25 protein-coding genes and 1 tRNA gene are annotated in these 20,302 nt (G+C 71.2%); 15 read left to right on the forward strand and 11 right to left on the reverse strand.

The annotated features are described in order from the left end of the window. Positions 1–818: 818 nt before the first annotated feature. Positions 819–1,598: an HAD family hydrolase gene (locus C8054_RS21050; protein ID WP_199199864.1), complete on the forward strand. Its 780-nt coding sequence runs from the start codon at positions 819–821 to the stop codon at positions 1,596–1,598. Here the strand turns inward: C8054_RS21050 and C8054_RS21055 are convergent. Both C8054_RS21055 and C8054_RS21060 read right to left on the reverse strand, forming a co-directional pair. Next, the gene (locus C8054_RS21055; RefSeq protein ID WP_233219798.1) at positions 1,532–2,098 is read right to left on the reverse strand and encodes a kinase; all 567 of its coding nucleotides are present in this window, start codon (positions 2,096–2,098) and stop codon (positions 1,532–1,534) included. The two genes, C8054_RS21050 and C8054_RS21055, sit on opposite strands and share 67 nt — an antisense overlap. Positions 2,099–2,106: 8 nt before the next feature. Further along, a complete protein-coding gene (locus C8054_RS21060) occupies positions 2,107–2,961 on the reverse strand; it encodes an AAA family ATPase (RefSeq protein WP_107159290.1) in 855 nt (284 codons plus the stop codon). Between the two features lie 222 nt (positions 2,962–3,183). Between C8054_RS21060 and C8054_RS21065 the strand changes: the two genes are divergently transcribed. The 11 genes from C8054_RS21065 (at position 3,184) to C8054_RS21115 (ending at position 11,243) form a co-directional block, all read left to right on the forward strand. Continuing rightward, positions 3,184–3,582, forward strand: a complete 399-nt coding sequence (locus tag C8054_RS21065; protein WP_107159292.1) for a transcriptional regulator — start codon at positions 3,184–3,186, stop codon at positions 3,580–3,582. A 38-nt stretch (positions 3,583–3,620) separates the two neighbouring features. Continuing rightward, entirely contained in the window at positions 3,621–3,788 is a 168-nt protein-coding gene (locus C8054_RS32080; RefSeq protein WP_158273878.1) for a hypothetical protein, read from the forward strand. Positions 3,789–4,053: 265 nt separating this feature from the next. Next, the gene (locus tag C8054_RS21075; RefSeq protein WP_107159457.1) at positions 4,054–5,697 is read left to right on the forward strand and encodes an FtsK/SpoIIIE domain-containing protein; all 1,644 of its coding nucleotides are present in this window, start codon (positions 4,054–4,056) and stop codon (positions 5,695–5,697) included. Next, complete coding sequence (locus C8054_RS21080) at positions 5,694–6,002, forward strand: spread protein (RefSeq protein WP_107159296.1); 309 nt, start codon at positions 5,694–5,696, stop codon at positions 6,000–6,002. Before C8054_RS21075 ends, C8054_RS21080 begins: the two co-directional genes overlap by 4 nt. Positions 6,003–6,027: 25 nt before the next feature. Then, entirely contained in the window at positions 6,028–6,216 is a 189-nt protein-coding gene (locus tag C8054_RS21085) for a hypothetical protein (protein ID WP_107159460.1), read from the forward strand. Next, entirely contained in the window at positions 6,213–6,728 is a 516-nt protein-coding gene (locus C8054_RS32845) for a hypothetical protein (RefSeq protein ID WP_233219807.1), read from the forward strand. The genes C8054_RS21085 and C8054_RS32845 overlap by 4 nt, the downstream gene beginning before the upstream one ends. Next, on the forward strand, positions 6,728–7,339 hold the full coding sequence (locus C8054_RS21095; protein ID WP_107159298.1) for a hypothetical protein: 612 nt from the start codon (positions 6,728–6,730) through the stop codon (positions 7,337–7,339). Before C8054_RS32845 ends, C8054_RS21095 begins: the two co-directional genes overlap by 1 nt. Beyond that, entirely contained in the window at positions 7,336–7,776 is a 441-nt protein-coding gene (locus C8054_RS21100) for a hypothetical protein (RefSeq protein ID WP_107159300.1), read from the forward strand. The genes C8054_RS21095 and C8054_RS21100 overlap by 4 nt, the downstream gene beginning before the upstream one ends. A 217-nt stretch (positions 7,777–7,993) precedes the next feature. Then, a complete protein-coding gene (locus C8054_RS21105; protein ID WP_107159302.1) occupies positions 7,994–9,733 on the forward strand; it encodes a replication initiator in 1,740 nt (579 codons plus the stop codon). Between the two features lie 14 nt (positions 9,734–9,747). After that, on the forward strand, positions 9,748–10,026 hold the full coding sequence (locus C8054_RS21110) for a helix-turn-helix domain-containing protein (RefSeq protein WP_199199861.1): 279 nt from the start codon (positions 9,748–9,750) through the stop codon (positions 10,024–10,026). Further along, positions 10,026–11,243, forward strand: coding sequence for a site-specific integrase (locus C8054_RS21115; protein ID WP_107159304.1), 1,218 nt, complete (start codon positions 10,026–10,028; stop codon positions 11,241–11,243). Before C8054_RS21110 ends, C8054_RS21115 begins: the two co-directional genes overlap by 1 nt. Before the next feature lie 56 nt (positions 11,244–11,299). Here the strand turns inward: C8054_RS21115 and C8054_RS21120 are convergent. Beyond that, positions 11,300–11,374: transfer RNA gene (locus C8054_RS21120), tRNA-Val, on the reverse strand. Between the two features lie 50 nt (positions 11,375–11,424). Further along, on the reverse strand, positions 11,425–11,958 hold the full coding sequence (locus C8054_RS21125; protein WP_233219808.1) for a TIGR02611 family protein: 534 nt from the start codon (positions 11,956–11,958) through the stop codon (positions 11,425–11,427). A gap of 273 nt (positions 11,959–12,231) precedes the next feature. Between C8054_RS21125 and C8054_RS21130 the strand changes: the two genes are divergently transcribed. After that, positions 12,232–12,663, forward strand: coding sequence for an SsgA family sporulation/cell division regulator (locus C8054_RS21130; RefSeq protein WP_007457244.1), 432 nt, complete (start codon positions 12,232–12,234; stop codon positions 12,661–12,663). 75 nt (positions 12,664–12,738) lie between these two features. On the opposite strand, the gene C8054_RS21135 is transcribed toward C8054_RS21130, so the two are convergent. Further along, positions 12,739–13,515 carry a glucose 1-dehydrogenase gene (locus tag C8054_RS21135; RefSeq protein WP_107159465.1) on the reverse strand — a complete coding sequence of 259 codons (777 nt, stop codon included), beginning with the start codon at positions 13,513–13,515 and terminating at the stop codon, positions 12,739–12,741. A 157-nt stretch (positions 13,516–13,672) separates the two neighbouring features. Between C8054_RS21135 and C8054_RS21140 the strand changes: the two genes are divergently transcribed. Together C8054_RS21140 and C8054_RS21145 are read left to right on the forward strand one after the other, a co-directional pair. Beyond that, positions 13,673–14,590 (forward strand): helix-turn-helix transcriptional regulator, encoded by a 918-nt coding sequence (locus C8054_RS21140; protein WP_107159308.1) that lies wholly within the window; start codon positions 13,673–13,675, stop codon positions 14,588–14,590. Between the two features lie 7 nt (positions 14,591–14,597). After that, positions 14,598–15,053, forward strand: a complete 456-nt coding sequence (locus tag C8054_RS21145; RefSeq protein ID WP_107159310.1) for an Rrf2 family transcriptional regulator — start codon at positions 14,598–14,600, stop codon at positions 15,051–15,053. Here the strand turns inward: C8054_RS21145 and C8054_RS21150 are convergent, their stop codons facing one another. From C8054_RS21150 to C8054_RS21175, 6 genes are read right to left on the reverse strand one after another with little or no spacing between them, the layout of a single operon-like run. Beyond that, positions 15,054–15,668 carry a malonic semialdehyde reductase gene (locus tag C8054_RS21150; protein ID WP_233219810.1) on the reverse strand — a complete coding sequence of 205 codons (615 nt, stop codon included), beginning with the start codon at positions 15,666–15,668 and terminating at the stop codon, positions 15,054–15,056. It abuts the gene before it with no gap. After that, positions 15,662–16,225: a flavin reductase family protein gene (locus C8054_RS21155; protein WP_107159312.1), complete on the reverse strand. Its 564-nt coding sequence runs from the start codon at positions 16,223–16,225 to the stop codon at positions 15,662–15,664. Before C8054_RS21155 ends, C8054_RS21150 begins: the two co-directional genes overlap by 7 nt. Further along, on the reverse strand, positions 16,222–17,556 hold the full coding sequence (locus tag C8054_RS21160) for an LLM class flavin-dependent oxidoreductase (protein WP_107159314.1): 1,335 nt from the start codon (positions 17,554–17,556) through the stop codon (positions 16,222–16,224). The genes C8054_RS21155 and C8054_RS21160 overlap by 4 nt, the downstream gene beginning before the upstream one ends. An 11-nt stretch (positions 17,557–17,567) precedes the next feature. Then, positions 17,568–18,425: an ABC transporter permease gene (locus C8054_RS21165; RefSeq protein ID WP_107159316.1), complete on the reverse strand. Its 858-nt coding sequence runs from the start codon at positions 18,423–18,425 to the stop codon at positions 17,568–17,570. Continuing rightward, complete coding sequence (locus C8054_RS21170) at positions 18,418–19,236, reverse strand: ABC transporter ATP-binding protein (protein ID WP_107159319.1); 819 nt, start codon at positions 19,234–19,236, stop codon at positions 18,418–18,420. The genes C8054_RS21165 and C8054_RS21170 overlap by 8 nt, the downstream gene beginning before the upstream one ends. Next, positions 19,233–20,264 (reverse strand): ABC transporter substrate-binding protein, encoded by a 1,032-nt coding sequence (locus C8054_RS21175; protein ID WP_107159321.1) that lies wholly within the window; start codon positions 20,262–20,264, stop codon positions 19,233–19,235. The genes C8054_RS21170 and C8054_RS21175 overlap by 4 nt, the downstream gene beginning before the upstream one ends. Positions 20,265–20,302 lie beyond the last annotated feature (38 nt).

Below are 20,302 nucleotides of genomic sequence, written 5' to 3' on the forward strand. Positions count from 1 at the left end.
AGCGGGCCAGGGCCAGGGTGACAAGGTGGAGCGCCCTACCGGACGTACGACCTTGTCACCCTGGCCCTGGTCTGCTCGGCTTGCCTGGGTCGGTGGCTGGCGGGATGGCATCCCACCTCAACCACCCACGACCGGAACCGTTCGGCAACTCCATCCTGGAGTCGTCTGGCCCCCGCCGGAGGCACAGCTCTAAGCCCGCCCCTCCCTCACCCACCACCGCCACACCCACCTCCACCCCTTCCCCACCCTGGGCCTGAGCGATCGTGCGGAACCGTTCGGCAACTTCGCCTCGCCGCGGTTGACCTGCCGGACCTCGTGCTGCTTCGGGATCGTCGCATCGAGTGGAAGCGTGTGCGCCTGGCCCTGGTCGTCCTTCGGGATTCGTCACCGGGTCACTTCACTGACCCAGGTGTGACGCGCGGGGCGGGGCGTGGGGTTCGGGCCGGTTGATTTTCCGCCCCGGCGCCGTAGGCGGCCGGGGCGGCGGCTCCGCAGGAGCCGTTTGCCGCGCCCCGGCCCGCGCCGCGCGGAGCGCGCTTGATCTAGTACAGGCCAATTCGGCAACAGATCACGGACAGCGCGCCGAGTCGACCTCAGCACGGCACGATAGCAACGCCACCCGGCAGCCGTAATCCTGTGCGGCCTCGTGAAACGTGGGGCTCATCCTCGCGTGACGCTAGCTGCCTCTACCCGCTCCGCTCGTGGTCGTCTTCCGTCCTCCTCCTCATCGGCTCCACGGTTCCCCTCTCGGCCCCTGCCTAGGATGCCTCCTGACCCCTTCACCCACGCCAACTCCCACGTCATGGAAGATGGCCAACATGCTTCGGTCGCCGGGTGCGCTCCTACTGGACTTCGGTGGTGTCCTGGTTGATGCCCCGTCCGCACACCTGGCGCCGCTGGACTTGGTCGACCGGCTCTCCTACCTTGTCGCGGGTACGGTGCCCGGCCAGCAGATCGCCACTGATCTCCGTGAAGGCGCTCGGGCGTATGCGCGGTGGCGTGATGACATCGGCAGAGCTGGCCATCCGGTCGAGCTGCCGCACTCTCGGGTGTGGGCCGACTTTGTCACCCGCACCTGGCCTCAGTCGGCCCGTGACGCCGTCGAGCGGGAAGCTACCTCTCTGGCGTACGCGTGGACCTGGCGCGCCGAATGGGAGGTGAGACCCGGAATTCGGGAAGCGCTACGGGCATCCTCCGACGCTGGCCTACCTCTCGCCGTCGTCAGCAACACTCTCTGCGGTGCGGCACACCGTGACTTCCTCGCCAGCGTCGGATTGTCGGCTCTCTTCGCCGCCGAGTTCTACAGCGATGAAGCCGGCCCCCGTAAGCCGAACCCGCAACTCGCGCTCCTCGCGGCCGACGCCATCGGCGTACCGATCGGCGCCTGTTGGTTCATCGGTGACACTCTCGGTCGCGACGTTGCCTGCGCTCGGCGTGCCGGCGCCCAGGCGGCGATCCTTATGCGCTCATCCCGCACGGACCGGGAGCCACCGCACGATGACCTGAGACCGGACGCCCGGGTTGAGGACGGCTACGAGTTGCTTGCACTGCTACGCCGGTCCTGGGGAGCTTCCGCAGCATCATCGGCCAGGACGTGACGGTGTATCCGCTCGGCGGCCTCGCGGGGAGACAACTCGGCCGTATTCAGATTCAGGTCGGCCTCGGGTAGCGGCTCGGTCGCATCCCACGCCCGCAGGCGCGCCTCGGTGTCTCCGGTCCGACGGGCAATGATCCGCTGCTCCGCTACCTCTCGTGGGCACCAGAGGTAGACCAGGCACCATCGAGCACCGGCGACAGCCGCGGTGACAGAGTCAACGGCCCGTCGCTGACCCAGATGCACGACGGGTATACCCGCCGACAGACTCGTCAACAACGACGGGCGGTCAACTACGTACCGGGCGCCGTACCGCTGGTTTTCCCACACCACATCGCCACTGCGGCGCAGCCCTTCAAGGGTCGACTCGTCGGACATCCGGTAGCCGCTCGTCCGTCCCGGTCCGACCTTCAACCGCGAGTAGAGCTGGTACCGCTCGTCGAGGTCGCGCAGAGCGGCAGTGATCGTGTCTTTGCCCGCCGCTGGCGGACCGTAGAGAATCATGCCCCGCATCACTGGTCCTCGTCCGCGACGATTCCTTTCACCAGTTCCTTGGCCTGCTCCTGCAATGGCGAACTCGACGCGCAGTTGTCGACTACGAGATGTGCGTCCACTGGACGGAAGTCGAGGTTGATGGCACCGAGATAGCCGTCCCAGTCAGCGAGCTTGTACGCATCCCGCGCAGCACCTCGTCGACGTACGTAGGTCAACATCGTGGCGGCGTCGCAGTAGACCCAGACCACGGTCACCACCGCCCTCGCCGCCTCGTAGAACGCCCGGGTTCGGGCCAGCCAAGCTGGGTCGCTGAACTCCCGGATGAAAGGGGCAGTGACGATCACGCTGTTACCGCACTGAACGTTCTCGCTGGCTGCATCCTGAAGCGCCTCGTACTCGCGCGGACGGACTTTACTCAGGTAGGCCTGCGACTCGCGATCGTGCGGCGACAGGCCCAGCGTCTCCAACGCAGCCTCGACTACCGGACGGGTAAGCGTGTCCTTGTCGAGCATCGGCCACCCGGTCTCGCGCGCAAGGATGCGACCCAACTCGGTCTTGCCGCTGCCTGGGTACCCACCCACCAGGATCACCCGGGGCCGCTGAGGACGGACCTCGCTCCGTCGCAGGTGTTCAGGGGCGTTCACGACTCGCTTGGAACGGGATTCGTTGATCACCAAGCCTTCCTCAGCCAGCACCTTCATTGCCTCGGTGATGGTGAAGACGCTGACGCCCCACTCCTCCGCCAGCTTCCTCGTGGAAGACAACGGAGTGCCATGCGCCAGGCGACCTGCCTCAATGTCGTTGCGGATGTTGCGCGCCACCTGCTGATGCCGGGCCTCCGGCCGCTCGGTACGGCCCTGGGGAGAGGTCATGTTGCTCCCTGCTGGTTGGGCTTGCGCTACTCCGGCTGTCCTAGCGGTTAGGACTGGTCGAAGGTTACCAGGGCCTAACAGATGAAAGGTGTTCTGCCTGCTCAGTGACTCAGTGCGAGAACTTCGTTCCTAACAGTTGACTGGAGTCCATATCAGTTGTTAGGTTACTTGCATCACAGAGACCGGGTCGCCGGTCAACTCGCAGCAGCGAAGGAGCAGGTCATGGCCCTCAGAGGTGGTACGCGGTTCTCGGTTCCGTTCGAGGCGGTCTTTCCGCATGGCGCGGTGTTCGTGCCGGACTCGATCGCGGAGGCGCAGGACTTCAACGAGGTGACTCGTCAGCGGACGCCGGCGAAGGACAAGGTGACCGGGCAACGGGTCTGGCAGTGCCGGGTGATGGACATGGACCCGGAGTTGGGGTCGCGGTCGCGTGAGGTGGCGATCAAGATCCTGGCCGATCACCAGCCGGTGCCGCCGGTGGGTCCGTTCGAGCGGGTGGAGTTCGAGGGCCTGAACGTGACGCCTTACGTCGGTTCGAATGGCCGGCTGGCGTTCTCCTACCGGGCCACCGCGCTGGTGGCGCCGAAGACCCTGGCTGAGACGCGCGGGAAGGCCGCCTGATGGCCGCCGGGAACTCTGGCCCGGTGCGGCGGGAGCAGGTGGCGAAGCTGATCCGTCTGGCCCGTGCGGAAGACCGGGCCGCCGACCGCGACATCTTGAGCGCGGAGTTCGAGCAGGCACGCGCCGCAACGTATGCGGCGTTGCGGGAGTCGTCGCCGGAGGAGAAGTACCAGGCTCGGCGGGCTCGCAGGTCCGCCAACAACTGACTGAACGTGGCGCGGGGCGGCCCATGCCCTAGGAAAGCCGGCCGCCCCGCTGCCCTCCACAACCCATCTCGGCCTGGAAGGGCAGGTTCATCAGGCCTGTTGTCCTGGACTGGACGCGTACTGCGGGTGCCGGCGAGCCGGCCCCGTGTGTCATCTGCGCTAAGCCCGCCATCTGTCGCAGCCCGGCGGGCAAGCCGGTGCACAAGGTCTGCGCAGAGGCGTGGATCGAGCAGCGCAACACCAACGGTCGCCGGACGGTGGCGTGATGGTGCGGGCGCCGCTGGTCAACTTCCGCCGGTTCCAGATCAGCGCTCCGTGGCCCCTGGTCTGGACCGTCACCGCTCTGTTCCTGCTGTTCCGGCTCACTGCCGCCGTGGTGCGACTCGGTGTGTTCGTAGTGCGTCACTGGCGGGCCTGGCCGCTCGTCGCCCTGGTCCTCGTCGCGGTTGACACCTACCGCGCTCACGGGTGGTGGCCTCACGCCCTGGTCGCCGTCGTCCTCGCCGCTGCCGCCGGCTGCTGGTGGTGGCGTGGCCGGGACTCGTTCCATCGCCACGTCGTCCTGCGGGCCGTCTCGGTGTGGCGGCGGCTGTGGGTGTATCGGCGGCAGTGGCACGAGGTGATGTCGCTGTGTGGGCTGGTGAAGAAGTACGACGGCGGTGAGGTGCTGCCGCGGCTGTTGTCGGTGCGCTGCTCCTACGCCACGGACGAGTTGGTCCTGCGGATGCCGAAGGGCCAGAACCCGGAGGTGTACCACAAGGCCGCCCGCGACCTGGCGTACTCGTTCGGCACCCGCCACTGCCGGGTCTTCTCCACCCGCCGCCACCCGACCCCGCACCGCACCGGCCGTCTCGCCGTCGTGCTGCGGCTGATCGACCGGGTGCGCCTGCGGGACCGGCCCCGGCAGGTGTGGCTGGTGTTCATCCGCCGCGACCCGCTCACCCGCATCGTCGCTCCACTGCCGGTGCCGGCCCGCCCGGACTTCACCGCACTGCCGCTCGGTCTGCGGGAGGACCTCGCCGCGTACTGCTTCCGGCTCCTCGCCACTCACGTGCTCATCGGCGGCGCTACCCGGATGGGCAAGGGCTCCGTCATCTGGTCCCTACTCCGGGCACTCGCCGCCGGCATCCGGTCAGGGCTGGTGCGGGTGTGGGCGATCGACCCGAAGGGCGGCATGGAACTGGCGATCGGCCGGCCGCTGTTCTCCCGCTACGTCGACGACGACTGGCACCGCATGGCGGACCTGCTCGAAGACGCCGTGGCCCGGATGCGCGCCCGTCAGCAGATCCTGCGCGGCAAAGCCCGCGTCCACACCCCGACCGTTGACGAGCCGCTGATCGTCGTCGTCATCGACGAAATCGCCGCGCTCCTGGCGTACCTGCCTGACTCCGACATCCGTACCCGCATCGCTCAGGCGCTCGGGTTGCTGCTATCGCAGGGTGCCGGCCTCGGCGTCCTCGTCGTCGCCGCCACCCAGGACCCGCGCAAGGAAGTCGTCTCGGTGCGCGACCTGTTCCCCACCCGCATCGCCCTCGGCCTCACCGAACGCGGCCACGTCGACCTGCTCCTCGGAGACGGCGCCCGCGACCGTGGAGCACTCGCGGATCAGATCCCGCTGTCCGGCAAGGGCGTCGCGTACGTCCTGCTCGACGGCCAGCCCGAACCCGCCCGCGTCCGGTTCTCCTACATCTCCGACGACGTGATCCGCGACATGACCGCCACCTTCCCCGCTCCGCCGGAGATCCAGCCGGAACCCGTCGTCCAGCCCGCGCCCAAACCGCGCACCAGCAACGGCAACGGCCGGCACACCTACCGGCCGACCCCGCCGAAGCAGGCCGCGCCGCTGCTGCCGCCGTCGCTGCTCAACGCCCTGGACCTCAACGCCACGAACGGGAGTGACCCCCGATGACCCACGACATGACCGAGGGCACTGCGGTGCGGATGCCCTACGCCGACGAACCCGACCAGCAGACCGCGGAGCCGCGCCGCTTCTACCGGCTGCGCGCCCCGCACATCGACAAAGCATCCGTGCCGGTGACGGTCCGGGTCACCCCGGACGCCGACCTCTACATCGCCGTGGGTGCCGGCCGGCGCCGCATGTACCTGACCTCGTCGGAGGCGTGGGCGCTGTGGCGCTGCCTGTCCGAAGCCGTCGCGTCGACCGGTGAGCCGCCGGAGTGGATTCGCGTGCACGTCAACCCCACCACCCGCTGACCCGCCTGCCTGCTTGGAGATCCTGATGGCTACCCGTCGTCTCGCACGCCGACCGATCCGCCGGACCTGCCTCGACCTGCTCCACGTCGACCCCGACCAGTCCTGCCCCTACTGCGCCCCCGACCCCGACGCCACCGACGTGATCGCCGCCGCGCTGCGCCAGCACGCCGAGATTGCCGCCGAAGACGCCGAAGCGTGGGGGTGGGCGGCATGAACCCGCAGATCTGGTCCTGGCTGCTCATGACCGTCGGTGTCACCGGCCTGTGGCTGGCTGGCAAGCGCTCCTGGACCGGCTGGGCCGTCGGCCTCGCTGGCCAAGGACTGTGGCTGGCCTACGCCATCGCGACCCGCCAGTGGGGATTCCTGGCCTCCTGCTTCGTCTACGGCGCGGTCTACCTGCGCAACCTGCACGCCTGGCTCCGCCCCACCCCGCAGATGCCGGCTGTCCCACCGGCCCCGGCTCACGTGGAGCACAATCTCCCGGCTGCGGCGCCGAGACCCCGCCGCCAGCACACCGGCCCGGCCCGCTGCCTCACCCCGTACTGCCTGCTGCGTGCCACGCACTGGCACGACGGTGCACCTCGCTGCCTGCCCTGCGCCAACGCCTGCATCCGGGAAGAAGGGCTCACCGGGGTCGAGCCGGTTCCCGGTAGTGATGCCGACTTCGCCGCCTACTACCTGCACCGCGACCTGAACCCGGCCCTGCGCACGGACGGTGCCCGCTGATGCGCCGCTACCTCACCACCGACGGCCTCGAAGCCGTCGCCCTGGTCCTCATCCTCCTCGTCGTCGCCGGCACCGCCGGGTGGGCGTCGTTCTCCCACGTCCACGACTGGACCATGCGCCACGTCCCCGACGGCACCCCCGACGCCTTCGGCTGGGCCAACGCCGTCCTGTCCGACCTCGTACCGGTCGCCTGCCTGCTCGACATCCGCCGCCGTCGACGCCGCCGGGACCCGATCGGCTACCCGGTGTTCCTCATGCTGGCCTTCGCCGCGTTCTCCCTCGCCGCCCAGCTCGCTGTCGCCGATGCCAGCCCGTCCGGGTGGCTGCTGTCCGCGCTGCCGGCGCTGGCGTTCATGGCCCTCACGAAGCTCGTCTTCACCGGCACCCCCACCCCGGCACCCACCCGACCGGCCCCGACCCCCGCCCCTCGTCCGGCTCCGGTGCGGGAGCCCGTCGACGCCGACCCCGTCAACGTCCCCACCACCCCGGCACCCACCTTCACCGCACCGCCCCCGTCGTCCGCGGCTGTCGGCCCGGTCCGGTCGGCGCTCGTGTCCTCGGTCGTCCAGACCCCGCGTAACGGCCACATCGTCTCGGAGGTGACCCGATGACCCGCTCTCTCACCCACCGCACCCCCACCCCGCCGCGCACCCTGACCCGCCGCGTCGTCGGCACCCCCGCCGAAGTCGCCGCTGCCCTCGCCGTCCTGCGCGAGTCGGGCCGGCTGATGTTCGCCGACCGCCCCCGACACCACCCCGACGGCCGGGTCACCGTCACCGTGCGGTTCCTCGACACCGCTCGCACCGCCCCGCCGTCTGTGGTGCGTCGGCTGCGCCGCGGCCGGGTCATCGCCGCCACCGCCATCACCGCCGCGGCTGTCGGTGCTCTGGCCGGAATCGGCTACCTCGCCGTCCGGGTCGCCCACACCGTCCAGCAGACGGCACCCGCCGCCGTCGGCGTGGTCCTGGTCCTCATCGTCCTCGCCGTATTGCTGCTGCGCCGTAAGGCCACCTGCGGCGGGCTGCACTGCTCGGGATGCCGGCACTGACCGCCATGCGTCGGCCCACCTACTGCGCGCGCTGCCGTAGGTGGGCCACCGCCCTCATCGAAGCCGGCCACCCCGGCACCGGCCACTACCGCGCCGAAACCGCCTGCCCCCGCCACGAACCCGCCGCCCGCCGCTGGGCCAGCCACGCCGGTTCACCCCGCACCACCCCGATCGGCGCTACGCCCGCTGTCTTATTCGAGCTTCCGGAGGTGACCCGATGACCGCCCCGACCCTGCCCGGCCTCGCCCCCGACCCGGTGCCGCCCGCCGACCCGGTGACCATCCCGGCCGACGTCGCACCGGCGCCCGGTACTCGTGCCGCTCGCCTCGCCCTGCCGATGTCGCGCAAGGTGCTCACGGAGATGGCCGCCGAGTACGGCGTCTGCCTCCACCCCGTCACCCTGCGCCGCACCGACCTACACAGCGGCCTGACCGAAGTCGTCGACCTGCCCTGCGGGTCCACCCGCGAAGACAAGTGCGAGCCCTGCGCCAAACGCGCCCGCCGGCTGCGCCAGACGCAGATCCGGGAGGGCTGGCACCGTGCCGACGAACCCGCCCCCGGCCCGCAGGCGGCCACCGACGCGCAACGCGAGTTGATCCTGCTGCGCGCGCATCTGGAATTCGCCCGCGACGAAGCCCAACGCGCCGCCCAGTTCGACCAGCTCCCCGACATCGACGATGCCATCGGCGAAGTAGAGGAAGCCATCGCCGCCGAAGGACTCCGCGGCGCCGTGGCCCCCTCCCACGACCAGGACGACGACGACAGCCACGGCCGGCGCAAGCGCTCCACCCGCCGCCGCCAAGACGCACCCGACCTACCCCGCAAGAAGGTCGAGCCGCGCACCGTCGGGAAGGTCTACACCGCCCCGGACGGCACCGAACACCGGCCGTCCATGTGGCTGTCCCTGACCCTCGACACCTACGGGCGGGTCCTGCCCGACGGCACCCCCGTCAACCCGAGCACGTACGACTACCGCCGGGCCGCGTGGGATGCGGTGCACTTCGCCCGGCTGTTGGACCGGTTCTGGCAGAACCTGCGCCGCTGCGCCGGCTGGAACGTCCAATACGCAGGCTGCGTCGAGCCCCAACGACGCCTCGCCCCCCACGCCCACTTCGCTATCCGAGGCACGATCCCGCGTGCGGTGCTGCGCCAGGTCGCCGCCGCCACCTACCACCAAGTGTGGTGGCCACCCGCCGACGAACCCGCCTACACCCTCGACCGGCCCCCGGTCTGGGACACCGACCGCGCGCAGTGGATCGACCCGGACAGCAGGGAACCGCTGCGCTCATGGGCTGACGCCCTGGACCTCATCGACACCAACCCCGACGCGCAACCCGCCCACGTCGTCCGCTTCGGCCCACAGGTCCACGCCGAAGGTGTCACCCCCGGCACCGTGCACGCGAACCGCACGATCGGCTACATCACGAAGTACATCACCAAGTCCGCGGCTGACTGCCACAAGCCCGAGACTGACCGGCAGCGGGACCACCTCGACCGGCTCTGGCATCAACTCCGGGTCACGCCCTGCAATGAGCGGTGCGCGAACTGGCTGCTCTACGGCATCCAACCGAAGAAGGCACACGGGCGCCTGCAAGCCGGCCGCTGCAAAGGCAAAGTCCACCAGCGGGCCACCCTCGGCATCGGCGGCCGACGCATCCTCGTCTCCCGCGACTGGTCCGGAAAGACCCTCGCCGACCACCGCGCCGACGCCCGCGCCTGGGTCCGCAACCTCCTCGGCGTCACCACCGGCGCCACCGACGCCGACACCGTCGGCCAAGACGACCCACCCGCCTACGCCTGGGAGATGGCCCGGCCGGAAGACCCCGACATTCCGCCCCTGCAACACCGACTCCTCAAAGCCCTGTCCCAACGCGCCCAATGGAAAGCCGCGCTCCTGGCCGCGAGAGACAGAGCAGCGACTACCGATCCGACCGCCGACCGTCCCGCCACCCACTGATCACCGGAGGAACGATGCAGCGCCCCGCCGTCTCCCTGCCCGCTCAGCCGCCCACCGTCGCACCCGACGCGCCCCGTCGGATCGTGCGCATGAACGACAACCGGGCCGTCTACTCGGTCCGCGAGGTTGCCCGCCTTCTCTCGCTGTCTCTGGGCAGTACCTATGCCCTGGTGCGTGAGGGCGAGATCCCCGCCCGCAAGCTCGGCGGACGTTGGGTCATCCCCAAGAAGCGTTTCCATGCCTGGCTGGATGAGTGCACCGAACCCGCGAATGATCCGGAGGGCTGGGCCTGATGGGACACATCGTCAAGACGCCGGCCGGCAGCTTCCGCGCCAACTGGCGAGACGCCACGGGCCGTCAGAAGGCCAAGACGTTTCCGACCCGTCGACAGGCAGCGTCCTTCCTGGCCGAGACGGAAACTTCGATCGCCCGCGGCGGCTACGTCGATCCGCACGCCGGTCGGCTGCTCTTCGGAAAGTACGCGCAGCGGTGGCGTGAATCGCGTAATGACGAACTGACCACCCGCGCCCGAGACGCCTCGATCCTGCGTACGCACGTGCTTCCGCGTTGGTCGGACGTGCCGCTGTCCCGCATCGATCACCTGGCGGTGCAGGCGTGGGTGACCGAGCTGGGCAGCCGACGCGCGCCGGCCACTGTGGCGGAGTGCTTCCGCCTGCTCTCCTCGATCCTCCGGGCTGCCGTCCGTGATCGGCTGATCGGCACCAATCCGTGTGAGGGCGTCAAGGTTCCTTCCCGGCGGAAGAAGGACACCGACGGGCACGTCCTGACCCGTGCTGACCTGACCGGCCGACTCCTGCCGGCGGTCCCGGATCGGTACCGCGCCCTGGTCGCGCTCGCCGGTGGCACCGGCCTCCGCTGGGGCGAGTGCACCGGGCTCCGATGGGAATCACTCGACCTGGACGCGAAGGCGGTCCACGTGGTCCGGGTCGCCGTCGAGGTCGCCGGCACCGTGACGGTCAAGCCGTACCCGAAGTCACGGGCGGGCCGGCGAACGGTTCCGGTGCCAGACTTCGCGGTCGACCTGTTGGCGGCCCACCGTGACGCCTTCCCGCCCGGTCCCCGCGGTGAGGTCTTCACCAACTCGTCCGCCGGTCCACTGCGCCGGACCCTGTTCCGTGCACGCGTCTGGCGGCCCTCACTGGTCCGGGCCGGGCTACTCGGTGACGTGAGTCGGGTCGGCCACTTCACATGGCGCGGGTCCTGGGTCGACACGGAAGGCGCCAAGCAGTCGCTGGATTTCCCCACCGAGCGGGAAGCGGTCGCGCACGTGGCAAAGATGGCGCCGGGCGGACTGCGGTTCCACGACCTACGGCATTCCTACGCCACCGAGCTGGTGTCACGCGGGGTTCCGGTCAACGACGTCCAGGCGGTGATGGGTCACGAGAAGCCGTCGACCACGCTGAACCTCTACACCCATCGGTCCGACGGGCGCGATCAACGCATCCGGGAAGCGTTCGCTGACGATCCGCTGACGCCCAACGACAACTGACGATGGAATCAGCAAGAGCCACCCTCTCGCGAGGGTGGCTCTTCTGCGTATATCTGTGGTGGGCGATACTGGGATCGAACCAGTGACCTCTTCGGTGTGAACGAAGCGCTCTCCCGCTGAGCTAATCGCCCTCAGCGCGCATGACTCTACCCGATCGACGGCCCGGACCAAAAACCGGGCCTCAGTGCGTCGCGAGGTAGTGCAGCGCCCGCGCGACCACGTCGATGCCGAGGCTGTACTTCAGCGACAGCCACACCACCACCGACACGAAGACCAGCCCGACCAGCCCGAGCACGAAGCGCACCGCCAGCGACCGGCTGGTCACCCAGCGCGTCCAGGCGTTGACGTGCCGGCGGGTGAACGCGAGCAGCCGGCGGGCCCAGTGGAACTCGACCGCCCAGACGCCGAGGCCGGCGATGACCAGCAGCCAGCCGGGGCCGGGCAGCGGGATCAGCGCGATGCCGACGGTGACCACGAGGGCGCCGAGGATGCCGATGAAGATCCGCAGCGCGATGCGGCCGGTGGGGTTGGCGCGGATCAGGTCGAGCGTGGTGTGCAGGCGGCCTCGCCAGCCCCGCCGACGCGGCGTGGTGGGAGCGGCCTGGGAACGCCCGTCGACCGGCACTTCGTACCCCCGATTTCTGGCCGTTCGGGCCGCATCCTCCGGCGGATCGCCCGGGGCCCGCGATGCCACCGGGGTTTCCCTCGTGACCATTTCCACCCCCAGTGTCGCGCGGGACCGTCACCCCTGCTGAGGACTGGACGTTACCGGAGTAAGTCGACGACTGAACCACCCGTTGCCGGGCGGGACGACGGAGTGGGCGGAACCGGAAATCCTACTCGGGGTCTCCCGGCCCCGAAGGCTTTCCGACCCCCTTCCCACCACTGGGTGAAGTCAGCGTATGGCGGAGCGTAGCCAGGAGCAGCACCTGAGTATGGGAAAAGCGGGACACGCGCGTTCCGCAGCGGTGCCGGGGGGAGAACGTCCATGAGTGTCATCCGACCGACGACCGTAGAGGTCGAGACGTCGCTAAGGCTCGTCGCGCCTGACGCCACCGCCTTGCCGGTGCGTGCCAGTCTGCGTTACGACCCTGCTGACCCGTATGCGGTCCATGTCCTGTTCCATGCCGAGTCCGCCGGCGGCGAGGCGGTGAGTTGGTCGTTCGCGCGCGAACTGCTGGTCACCGGGCTCGACGAGCCGGCCGGCATCGGTGATGTGCGGGTCTGGCCGTGGGCCACCCCGCGCGGCGACTTCGTCGCGCTGGCGCTGTCGTCCCCGGACGGCAACGCCCTGTTCGAGGTTCCGCGCAGCGTGCTGGTGCGCTTCCTGCGCCGGACCTACGTCGTCGTCCCGCGCGGCCGGGAGGCCGAGCACCTGGACGTCGACACCGCGGTGAACCGGCTGCTCGCCGGTCGCTGAGCACGACCACACCCGGGGCCGCGCGGATCTGCCGAGTCCGCGCGGCCCCGGGCCGTCTCACCCCGGGGTACGCGGTCAGCCGCGTGTGGTGATCCCGCCGTCGACCGGGATGACCGCCCCGGTCAGGTACGCGCCGGCACGTGACGCGAGGTAGATCGCGGTGCCGGCCATGTCGTCGGGGCGGCCGATGCGGCCGAGCGGCACCTGCTGTTCGATGGCGGCGCGCGACTCGGGGTCGTCGAGCGCGAACGCCATCATCTTGCTCTCGAACGGCCCGGGCGCGATCGCGTTGACGGTGATCGCCTCGCCGGCGAGCTGGTGGGCGAGGCCACGGGTGAGCATGTGCACGGCGGCCTTGGTGGCGGAGTAGGCGTACACCTCCATCCACGGCACCCGGAGTCCGTCGATCGAGCCGATGTTGATCACGCGGGCCGGGTCGTCGGGGCCGGCGGCGGCGCGCAGCGCCGGCAGCAGCGCGGTGGTGAGTCGGAACACGGCCTTGACGTTGACGGCCCAGAGCTTGTCGAACGCGCTCTCCGGATACTCCTCCAGCGGCGCGCCCCAGGTGGCGCCCGCGTTGTTGACCAGCACGTGCAGCCGGTCGTGGCGGTGCCGGACGGCTTCGGCGAGCGCCAGCGCGCCGGCGTCGCTGCCGAGGTCCGCCGGGATCGCCTCGCAGTGTCCCTCGGCGGAGAGTTCCTCGGCCACCGCCTGGCACACGTCGGCCTTGCGCGAGGAGATGATCACTCGGGCGCCGGCCCGGACGAAGCCGCGCGCGATCATCAGCCCGATTCCCCGGGAGCCGCCGGTGACCAGGACCGTCTTGCCGTCGACCGAGAACAGATCCGTCATGCCCATCCCATCGCCGTCGCCGCCGGGCCGCGGGCCGGTCTCCCGACCCGAGCCTTACCGACCGGTAACCTAACCGTCCGTGGCGCGCCCCGACAAGGCGTGCGAGCGGGGTGAAACTGTCGAGATGCAACGTGCGGCCGGGCCGGTTACCGTCGGGATGATGGTCACTACCGGTCAGCCCTCCCCGGCCACCCGCATCGGCCTCTCGGACACCCGCCTCGACACCGACGAGATCGTCACCGGAGCGCTCGACGACCTCACCGCCGCACCCGGCTGGGCCCGGCCGGTCCTGCTCGACCGTGACCTGCTGGTCCTGGTCACTCACGGTCATGGCACCGCCGAGCTGGACTTCCAGGCGGTGCCCTGCCGACCCGGCACGTTGCTGCGCGCCCGCCCCGGTCAGGCGCTGCGCTGCCTCGGTCAGCAGCTCGACGCCACGGTGGTGAGCTGGGGGCCGGGCGCGCTGCGCGGCCTCGACGTCGACCCGGACGCGGTGCCCGCCCACCGCCAGCTCACCGGCGAGGACGCCGACGCGGTGATCAGCGAGGTGAGTCAGCTCGCCGTGGACGCCGACCGGCACGCGCTGGTGCCCGCCGCCGCGGCGTTGCTGCGTCACCAGCTCGCCGTGCTGCTGCTGCGGCTGAGCCTGCTGCCGGGTGGCGAGGAGGGACCCCCGCCGGGCGCCGAGGCGGTGACGTTCCGGCGGCTGTGCCGCGAGGTGGAACGCGGCTACCGGCACACCCGCCGGGTGGAGGACTACGCCGCCCAGCTGGGCTGCTCCGTGCGTACCCTGACCCGGGCCTGCCTGGCGGTGACCGGTCGCAGCGCCAAGCAGGTCATCGACGAGCGGGTGGCGTTGCAGGCCTGTCGGCTGCTGGCCGCCACCGACGACCCGATCGCCCGGATCGGCCGGCTGCTCGGTTTTCCCGAGCCGACCAACTTCGGCCGCTTCTTCACCCGGGAGGTCGGGGTGAGCCCGGGGGCGTTCCGGGCCGCCCGGGAGCAGCCGCTGCCCGTCCGTCTGGTGCGTCCGCGCCCGCCCGCCGACTCCCCCGCCCCGGCCCGCCGGGCATGATGGCAGTGTGCAGATCTCCGCGCGCGGCGACTACGCGGTCCGGGCAGCCCTGAGCCTGGCCACCGCGTACCCCACCCTGCTGTCCACCCAGGCCATCGCGGCGGAGCAGGACATGCCCCGCAAGTTCCTCGAAGCGGTCCTGGCCGATCTGCGCCGGTCCGGGATCGTCCGGGCCCAGCGCGGCGCCGAGGGCGGTTACACGCTGTCCCGACCGCCGCGCGACGTCACCATCGGGCAGGTGTTGCGCGCCGTCGACGGCCCGCTCGCCGGGGTACGCGGGCTGCGTCCCGAGGAGACCCGCTACGAGGGCGCGGCGGAGAACCTCCCCCGGCTCTGGGTGGCGGTGCGCGCCTCGGTGCGGCGGGTGGTCGACGAGGTGAGCCTGGACGAGCTGGTCAGCGGCCGGCTGCCGGCGCACGTGCGCAAGCTCACCACCCAGCCGGACGCGTGGGAGCCGCGCTGATCACAGCGTGGTGACGACCTCCTCGTACGGCAGCCGGGGCAGCCGTTCCCGCCAGGCGTCCGGGGCCGGGCGGCCGATGTTCATCAGCAGCAGCGCCCGGTGCCGCCCGTCGGGGAAGAACTCGCGTTCCACGCCGGTCGCGTCGAACCCGGCCATCGGGCCGGCGGCCAGCCCGGCGGCGCGTACCCCGACCACCAGGTAGCCGATCTGGAGCGCGGCGTTGAAGCGGGCCTGCGCCTCCCGGCCGGCCGGGTCGCCGGTGAACCAGTCCCGCGCGCCGGGGCGGTGCGGGAACAGCTCGGGCAGCCGGTCGTGCCAGTCCACGTCGGCGGCGAGCACCGCGGTCAGCGGCGCGCCGGCCGTCTTGTCCCGGTTGCCGGCGCTGACGTACGGCAGCAGTCGCGCCCGGGCCGCCGGCGAGCGCAGCAGCAGTACCCGCAGCGGCTGCGCGTTCAGCGCGGTGGGGCCGTTGCGGACCAGGTCGTGCACGGCCCGGACCTGCGCCTCGTCGACCGGCTCGGTGGTGAACGCGTTGGCCGTGCGGGCCGCCCGGAACAGCAGGTCCTGGGCGGCCCGGTCGAGCGCGAGCAGCTCGTCGGCGGGCGCGGTCACCACGGCTCGGACCAGTCCTCGAGGGTGGTGGTGTAGCGGCCCCGGTGGTGCAGCAGCGGGTCGCCGTCCTCGCCGGCGCCGAGCGCGAGCGGCTCACCGAGCACGATGGTGTGGTCGCCGGCCTCGATCCGGCGGACCACCCGGCACAGCAGCACCGCCAGCGCGTCGCCGATCAGCGGCACCCCGAACGGGCCGGTGGTCCAGCCGGGGTGGGCGGTGAACCGGTCGATGCCGCTGGTGGCGAAGATCTGCGCGATCTCCTGCTGGCCGGAGGCGAGCAGGTGCACCGCCACGTGCTCGGCGTGCGCGACGGTCGGCCAGCTCGACGACGCGCGGCCGAGGCAGACCGAGACCAGCGGCGGGTCCAGTGACACCGAGGTGAACGAGGTGGCGGTGAACCCGGACGGCGGCAGCGTCGGCAGGAGCCGGTCGCCGCGCAGGCCGGGGGTGGTGACCACGGTGACCGTGGACGCCTGGCGGCGCAGCAGGCCGCGGAACGAGTCGACGTCGACCGGGCGCAGCTCGACGGTGCCGGTGCCGGGCCGGTCCACGGTGGTCACGACGCCACCAGCTCTCGGGCGGCGTGGACGCTGGCCGGCCGGGGCAGGCCGTAGTGTTCGCGCAGGGTGCGCCCGGTGTACTCGGACCGGAACAGCCCGCGCCGGCGCAGCAGGGGTACGACGTGGTCCACGAAGGCCTCCAGTCCGTGGGGTAGCAGTGGTGGCATGACGTTGAAGCCGTCGGCGGCGCCCCGGGTGAACCAGAGCTCGATCTGGTCGGCGATCTGCTCCGGGGTGCCGACCACGACGCGGTGCCCGCGCCCGCCGCCGAGCCGGCCGATGAGCTGCCGGAGGGTGAGCCGTTCCCGCCGGGCCAGGTCGACGACGAGTCGGTAGCGGCTCTGGTGGGACTGGACGGTGGTGGCGTCGGGCAGGTCCGGCAGCGGTCCGTCCAGCGGTCGACCGGTGAGGTCCAGCCCGGTCATGCCGGAGAGCTGGGCGAGCGCGTGCTCGGGCACGATCAGCGCCTCCAGTTCGTCGGCGAGGGCACGGGCCTCCCTCTCGGTACCCCCGATGACAGGTGCGATACCGGGCAGCACCTTGACCAGTTCCGGGTCGCGGCCGGCCTCGGCGGTGGCCCGCTTGAGCGCGGCGTAGAACGCCTGGCCGTCGGCGAGTGTCTGCTGGGCGGTGAAGACGGCCTCGGCGTAGCGGGCGGCGAACGCGATGCCGTCGGCGGACGAGCCGGCCTGCACCAGCAGCGGGCGGCCCTGCGGCGGGCGGGGCGTGTTGAGCGGCCCGGCCACCCGGAACCGTTCGCCGGTGTGCGCGATCTCGTGCACCCGGTCGGTGTCGGCGAAGACGCCGCCGGCGGTGTCGAGCACCAGCGCGTCGTCCTCCCAGCTGTCCCAGAGCTTGATCGCCACGTCGACGTGTTCGGCGGCGCGGCGGTACCGGTCGGCGTGCGCGGGGTGGTCGTCGAGGTTGAAGTTGCGGGCCTCGCGGGCCTGGGCGGAGGTGACGATGTTCCAGCCGGCCCGGCCGCCGCTGAGGTGGTCGAGCGAGGCGAACGCGCGGGCCAGGTTGAACGGTTCGGTGTAGGTGGTCGAGGCGGTGGCGATCAGGCCGATGCGCTCGGTGACGGTGGCCAGCGCGGCGAGCAGCGTGAGCGGCTCGAAGACGGCCTGGATGTTGTGCCGGACGGCCGGGCCGACGGCCAGCCCGTCGGCCAGGAAGACCGAGTCGAGGGTGCCCCGCTCGGCGATGCGGGCCAGTTCCTGGAAGTGGCGTACGTCGGCGAGGCGGCCGGGGTCGGTGCGTGGGTGCCGCCAGGCGGCCTCGTGGTGGCCGACGCCCATCAGGAAGGCGTTCAGGTGCAGGGTGCGGGTCATGGCGGTTCCTCTCAGGCGGTGGTGACGTCGACGCGCCAGGTGGAGAAGCGACGTTCCCCGGCGACGAGGAGCTGGTTGACCACCAGCCCGATGGCGGAGATGGTGATGATCCCGGCGTACATGTCGGGGATCGCGAAGTTGTACTGCGCGTAGTTGACGAGGTAGCCGAGCCCGGCCTTCGCGCCGACCATCTCGGCGGCGACCAGCACGAGGATCGAGTACGCCCCGGCCAGCCGGACGCCGGTGAAGACGGTCGGCACGGACGCCGGCAGGATCACCTTCTGGAACAGCCGTAGGTGGTTGAGGCCCATCGAGCGGGCCGAGCGCACCAGCAGCGGGTCGACGCCCTTCACGCCGGCGATGGTGTTCAGCAGGATCGGCCAGGAGCAGGCGTAGACCACCAGGGCGATCTTGGAGGTCTCGCCGAGGCCGAGGATGAGCACGAAGACCGGCAGCAGTGCCAGCGCGGCGGTGTTGCGGAAGACCTCCAGCAGCGGGCTGAGCAGGTCCGCGAGGGGGCGGTACCAGCCGATCAGCAGGCCGAGCGGGATGGCGGTGGCCACCGCGAGGGCCAGCCCGGTGAGCGAGCGGGTGAGACTGGCGCCGACGTGGTCGGCGAGCTGCCCGCTGCGCAGCAGCTCCCACCAGGCGACGAGCACCTCGGAGAGCGGGGGTAGGAAGACCCGGTCGACCAGGCCGGTGCGGGGCACCAGCTCCCAGATCGCGGCCAGCGCCAGCAGCGCGACGCTGCGGTGCAGGGCCCGGCCGCCGAGCGTGAGCAGCCGGCCGGTCCGGGCGGGGGCGACGGCCGCCGGGGGCACGGCGGGCCGGGCCGCCGTGGCGGCGGGTCGTTCGGCGATGTCAACCAACGCGGGCCTCCTCGCGGACGGCGGACTGCGCGGCGCGTACCTCGTCGCGCAGCAGCGTCCAGATCTGGTGCCGGTGGTGCCGGAACGCGTCGGTGGAGCGGACGTCCTCGGCCGCCTCCCGGTCCCCCAGTTCGATGTCGATGACCTGCTTGATCCGACCGGGGCGCGACGTCATCACGGCGACCCGCTGGCCCAGGTGCACGGCTTCGTCGATGCCGTGCGTGATGAACACGATGGTCTTGCCGGTGGCCTGCCAGATCCGGACCAGCTCGTCCTGGAGCAGGTCGCGGGTCTGGGCGTCCAGCGCGGCGAACGGCTCGTCCATGAGCAGCACGTCGGGGTCGTACGCGAGGCTGCGGGCGATCGCGACGCGTTGCTTCATGCCGCCGGACAGTTCGTGCGGGTAGCGGTCGGCGAAGCCGGTGAGGCCGACTAGGTCGAGGTGGTACGCGACCAGGTCGGCGCGCTCGGCACGGGGAAGGCCCTTGGCCTCCAGTCCGAACGCGACGTTGCCGGCGGCGGTGCGCCAGGGCAGCAGCGCGTACTGCTGGAAGACGATGCCCCGGTCCAGGCCGGGCCCGGTGACCGGGCGGCCGTCGACGAGCACCTGCCCGGAGGTGGGGGTGGCCAGCCCGCCGAGCAGGTCGAGCAGGGTGGACTTGCCGCAGCCGCTGGGGCCGACGACGACCAGGAACTCGCCGGGGCGTACGCCGAGGGTCACCTCGTCGAGCGCGGTGACCGCGCCGCCGCGACCACGCCGGCCCGGGAAGACCTTGCGCACCCGGTCGAAGCGGATCTTGTCGGTGCTCATGCGCCACCGCCGGGGTTGGCGAACGCGTTGAACCGGTTGGTGTAGAGGTCGGCGGGCTTGGGCTTGGCACCCTTCAGCTCGCCGGCGTCGGCCAGCCAGTCGATCCAGGTGGCGAACTCCCGGTCGGTGATGACACCGCCGGTTTCGGCGACACCGCTGGACTTCCAGTAGTCGACCAGGGTGGCGTCCTCGTTGCGGCCCCGCTTGCCGATGATCTCCTTGAGTCGGGCCACCACGGTCTCCCGGGGCTGGGTGCGCGCCCACTCGATGGCCTTGCCCACACCGGTGACGAACGCGCGGACGGTGTCCGGGTTGCGGGCGATGAAGTCGTCGCGGAAGACGTAGCTGCCGGCGCTGAACGCCCCGAGCAGTTCGTAGTCGGTGAACACGGTGCGGATGCCACCGTTCGCGACCGCCTTGTCGCGGATCACGCCGCCGAGCACCGCCACGTCGATCTGCTTGGCGCGCAGCGACTGTTCGGTGTTGACCGGCGGCAGCGCGACCAGTTCGACGCGACCGATCTCGTCGGCGCTCAGGCCGCCCCGGGCCAGCCAGGTGCGCAGCACGGCCTCGGCGTGCGCGCCGAGCGTGTTCATGCCGACCCGCTTGCCGATCAGGTCGCGCGGGCCGCGGATCGGGCTGTCGTCGCGCACGTAGTAGCCCTGGAAGGTCTGCGCGTCGGAGCCGTAGTAGCTGACCACGGCCGTGATCGGCGCGTTGGCGGTCTGGAGTTTGACGATGGCGCCGTTGAACGCGCCGCCGAAGTCGCTCTGGCCGGTGGCGGTGGCCTGGATGTCGGCCGGGCCGCCGGTGACGTTGCCGATCCAGTCGAGTGTCACGTCGCCGAGGTAGCCGAGGTCGGCGGCGAGTTCGGGGAGCGTCACCTGACCGACCGAGCCCTGGTAGCGCAGTTCCTTGGTCTGGGTGCCGGCGGCGCCGGCGTCGGTGCCGCAGCCGGTGGCGGCGGTGAGGGCGAGCAGGGCGACGGCGGCGGCGAGGGCGCGCCGGGGTGATCGGGTCGAGGGCATGGCGGTGTCTCCTGATCTGTCCACGATGCGGTGGAGGG

It is taken from the genome of Micromonospora sp. RP3T (assembly GCF_003027925.1).
Lineage (GTDB): Bacteria > Actinomycetota > Actinomycetes > Mycobacteriales > Micromonosporaceae > Micromonospora.

Excerpts from the sequence above, each read along its gene's own strand:
- C8054_RS21050 (WP_199199864.1), top strand. The coding sequence starts at position 819 with ATGCTTCGGTCGCCGGGTGCGCTCCTACTGGACTTCGGTGGTGTCCTG.
- C8054_RS21055 (WP_233219798.1), bottom strand. The coding sequence starts at position 2,098 with ATGATTCTCTACGGTCCGCCAGCGGCGGGCAAAGACACGATCACTGCC.
- C8054_RS21060 (WP_107159290.1), bottom strand. The coding sequence starts at position 2,961 with ATGACCTCTCCCCAGGGCCGTACCGAGCGGCCGGAGGCCCGGCATCAG.
- C8054_RS21065 (WP_107159292.1), top strand. The coding sequence starts at position 3,184 with ATGGCCCTCAGAGGTGGTACGCGGTTCTCGGTTCCGTTCGAGGCGGTC.
- C8054_RS21075 (WP_107159457.1), top strand. The coding sequence starts at position 4,054 with ATGGTGCGGGCGCCGCTGGTCAACTTCCGCCGGTTCCAGATCAGCGCT.
- C8054_RS21080 (WP_107159296.1), top strand. The coding sequence starts at position 5,694 with ATGACCCACGACATGACCGAGGGCACTGCGGTGCGGATGCCCTACGCC.
- C8054_RS21085 (WP_107159460.1), top strand. The coding sequence starts at position 6,028 with ATGGCTACCCGTCGTCTCGCACGCCGACCGATCCGCCGGACCTGCCTC.
- C8054_RS32845 (WP_233219807.1), top strand. The coding sequence starts at position 6,213 with ATGAACCCGCAGATCTGGTCCTGGCTGCTCATGACCGTCGGTGTCACC.
- C8054_RS21095 (WP_107159298.1), top strand. The coding sequence starts at position 6,728 with ATGCGCCGCTACCTCACCACCGACGGCCTCGAAGCCGTCGCCCTGGTC.
- C8054_RS21100 (WP_107159300.1), top strand. The coding sequence starts at position 7,336 with ATGACCCGCTCTCTCACCCACCGCACCCCCACCCCGCCGCGCACCCTG.
- C8054_RS21105 (WP_107159302.1), top strand. The coding sequence starts at position 7,994 with ATGACCGCCCCGACCCTGCCCGGCCTCGCCCCCGACCCGGTGCCGCCC.
- C8054_RS21110 (WP_199199861.1), top strand. The coding sequence starts at position 9,748 with ATGCAGCGCCCCGCCGTCTCCCTGCCCGCTCAGCCGCCCACCGTCGCA.
- C8054_RS21115 (WP_107159304.1), top strand. The coding sequence starts at position 10,026 with ATGGGACACATCGTCAAGACGCCGGCCGGCAGCTTCCGCGCCAACTGG.
- C8054_RS21125 (WP_233219808.1), bottom strand. The coding sequence starts at position 11,958 with ATGGTCACGAGGGAAACCCCGGTGGCATCGCGGGCCCCGGGCGATCCG.
- C8054_RS21130 (WP_007457244.1), top strand. The coding sequence starts at position 12,232 with ATGAGTGTCATCCGACCGACGACCGTAGAGGTCGAGACGTCGCTAAGG.
- C8054_RS21135 (WP_107159465.1), bottom strand. The coding sequence starts at position 13,515 with ATGACGGATCTGTTCTCGGTCGACGGCAAGACGGTCCTGGTCACCGGC.
- C8054_RS21140 (WP_107159308.1), top strand. The coding sequence starts at position 13,673 with ATGATGGTCACTACCGGTCAGCCCTCCCCGGCCACCCGCATCGGCCTC.
- C8054_RS21160 (WP_107159314.1), bottom strand. The coding sequence starts at position 17,556 with ATGACCCGCACCCTGCACCTGAACGCCTTCCTGATGGGCGTCGGCCAC.
- C8054_RS21170 (WP_107159319.1), bottom strand. The coding sequence starts at position 19,236 with ATGAGCACCGACAAGATCCGCTTCGACCGGGTGCGCAAGGTCTTCCCG.
- C8054_RS21175 (WP_107159321.1), bottom strand. The coding sequence starts at position 20,264 with ATGCCCTCGACCCGATCACCCCGGCGCGCCCTCGCCGCCGCCGTCGCC.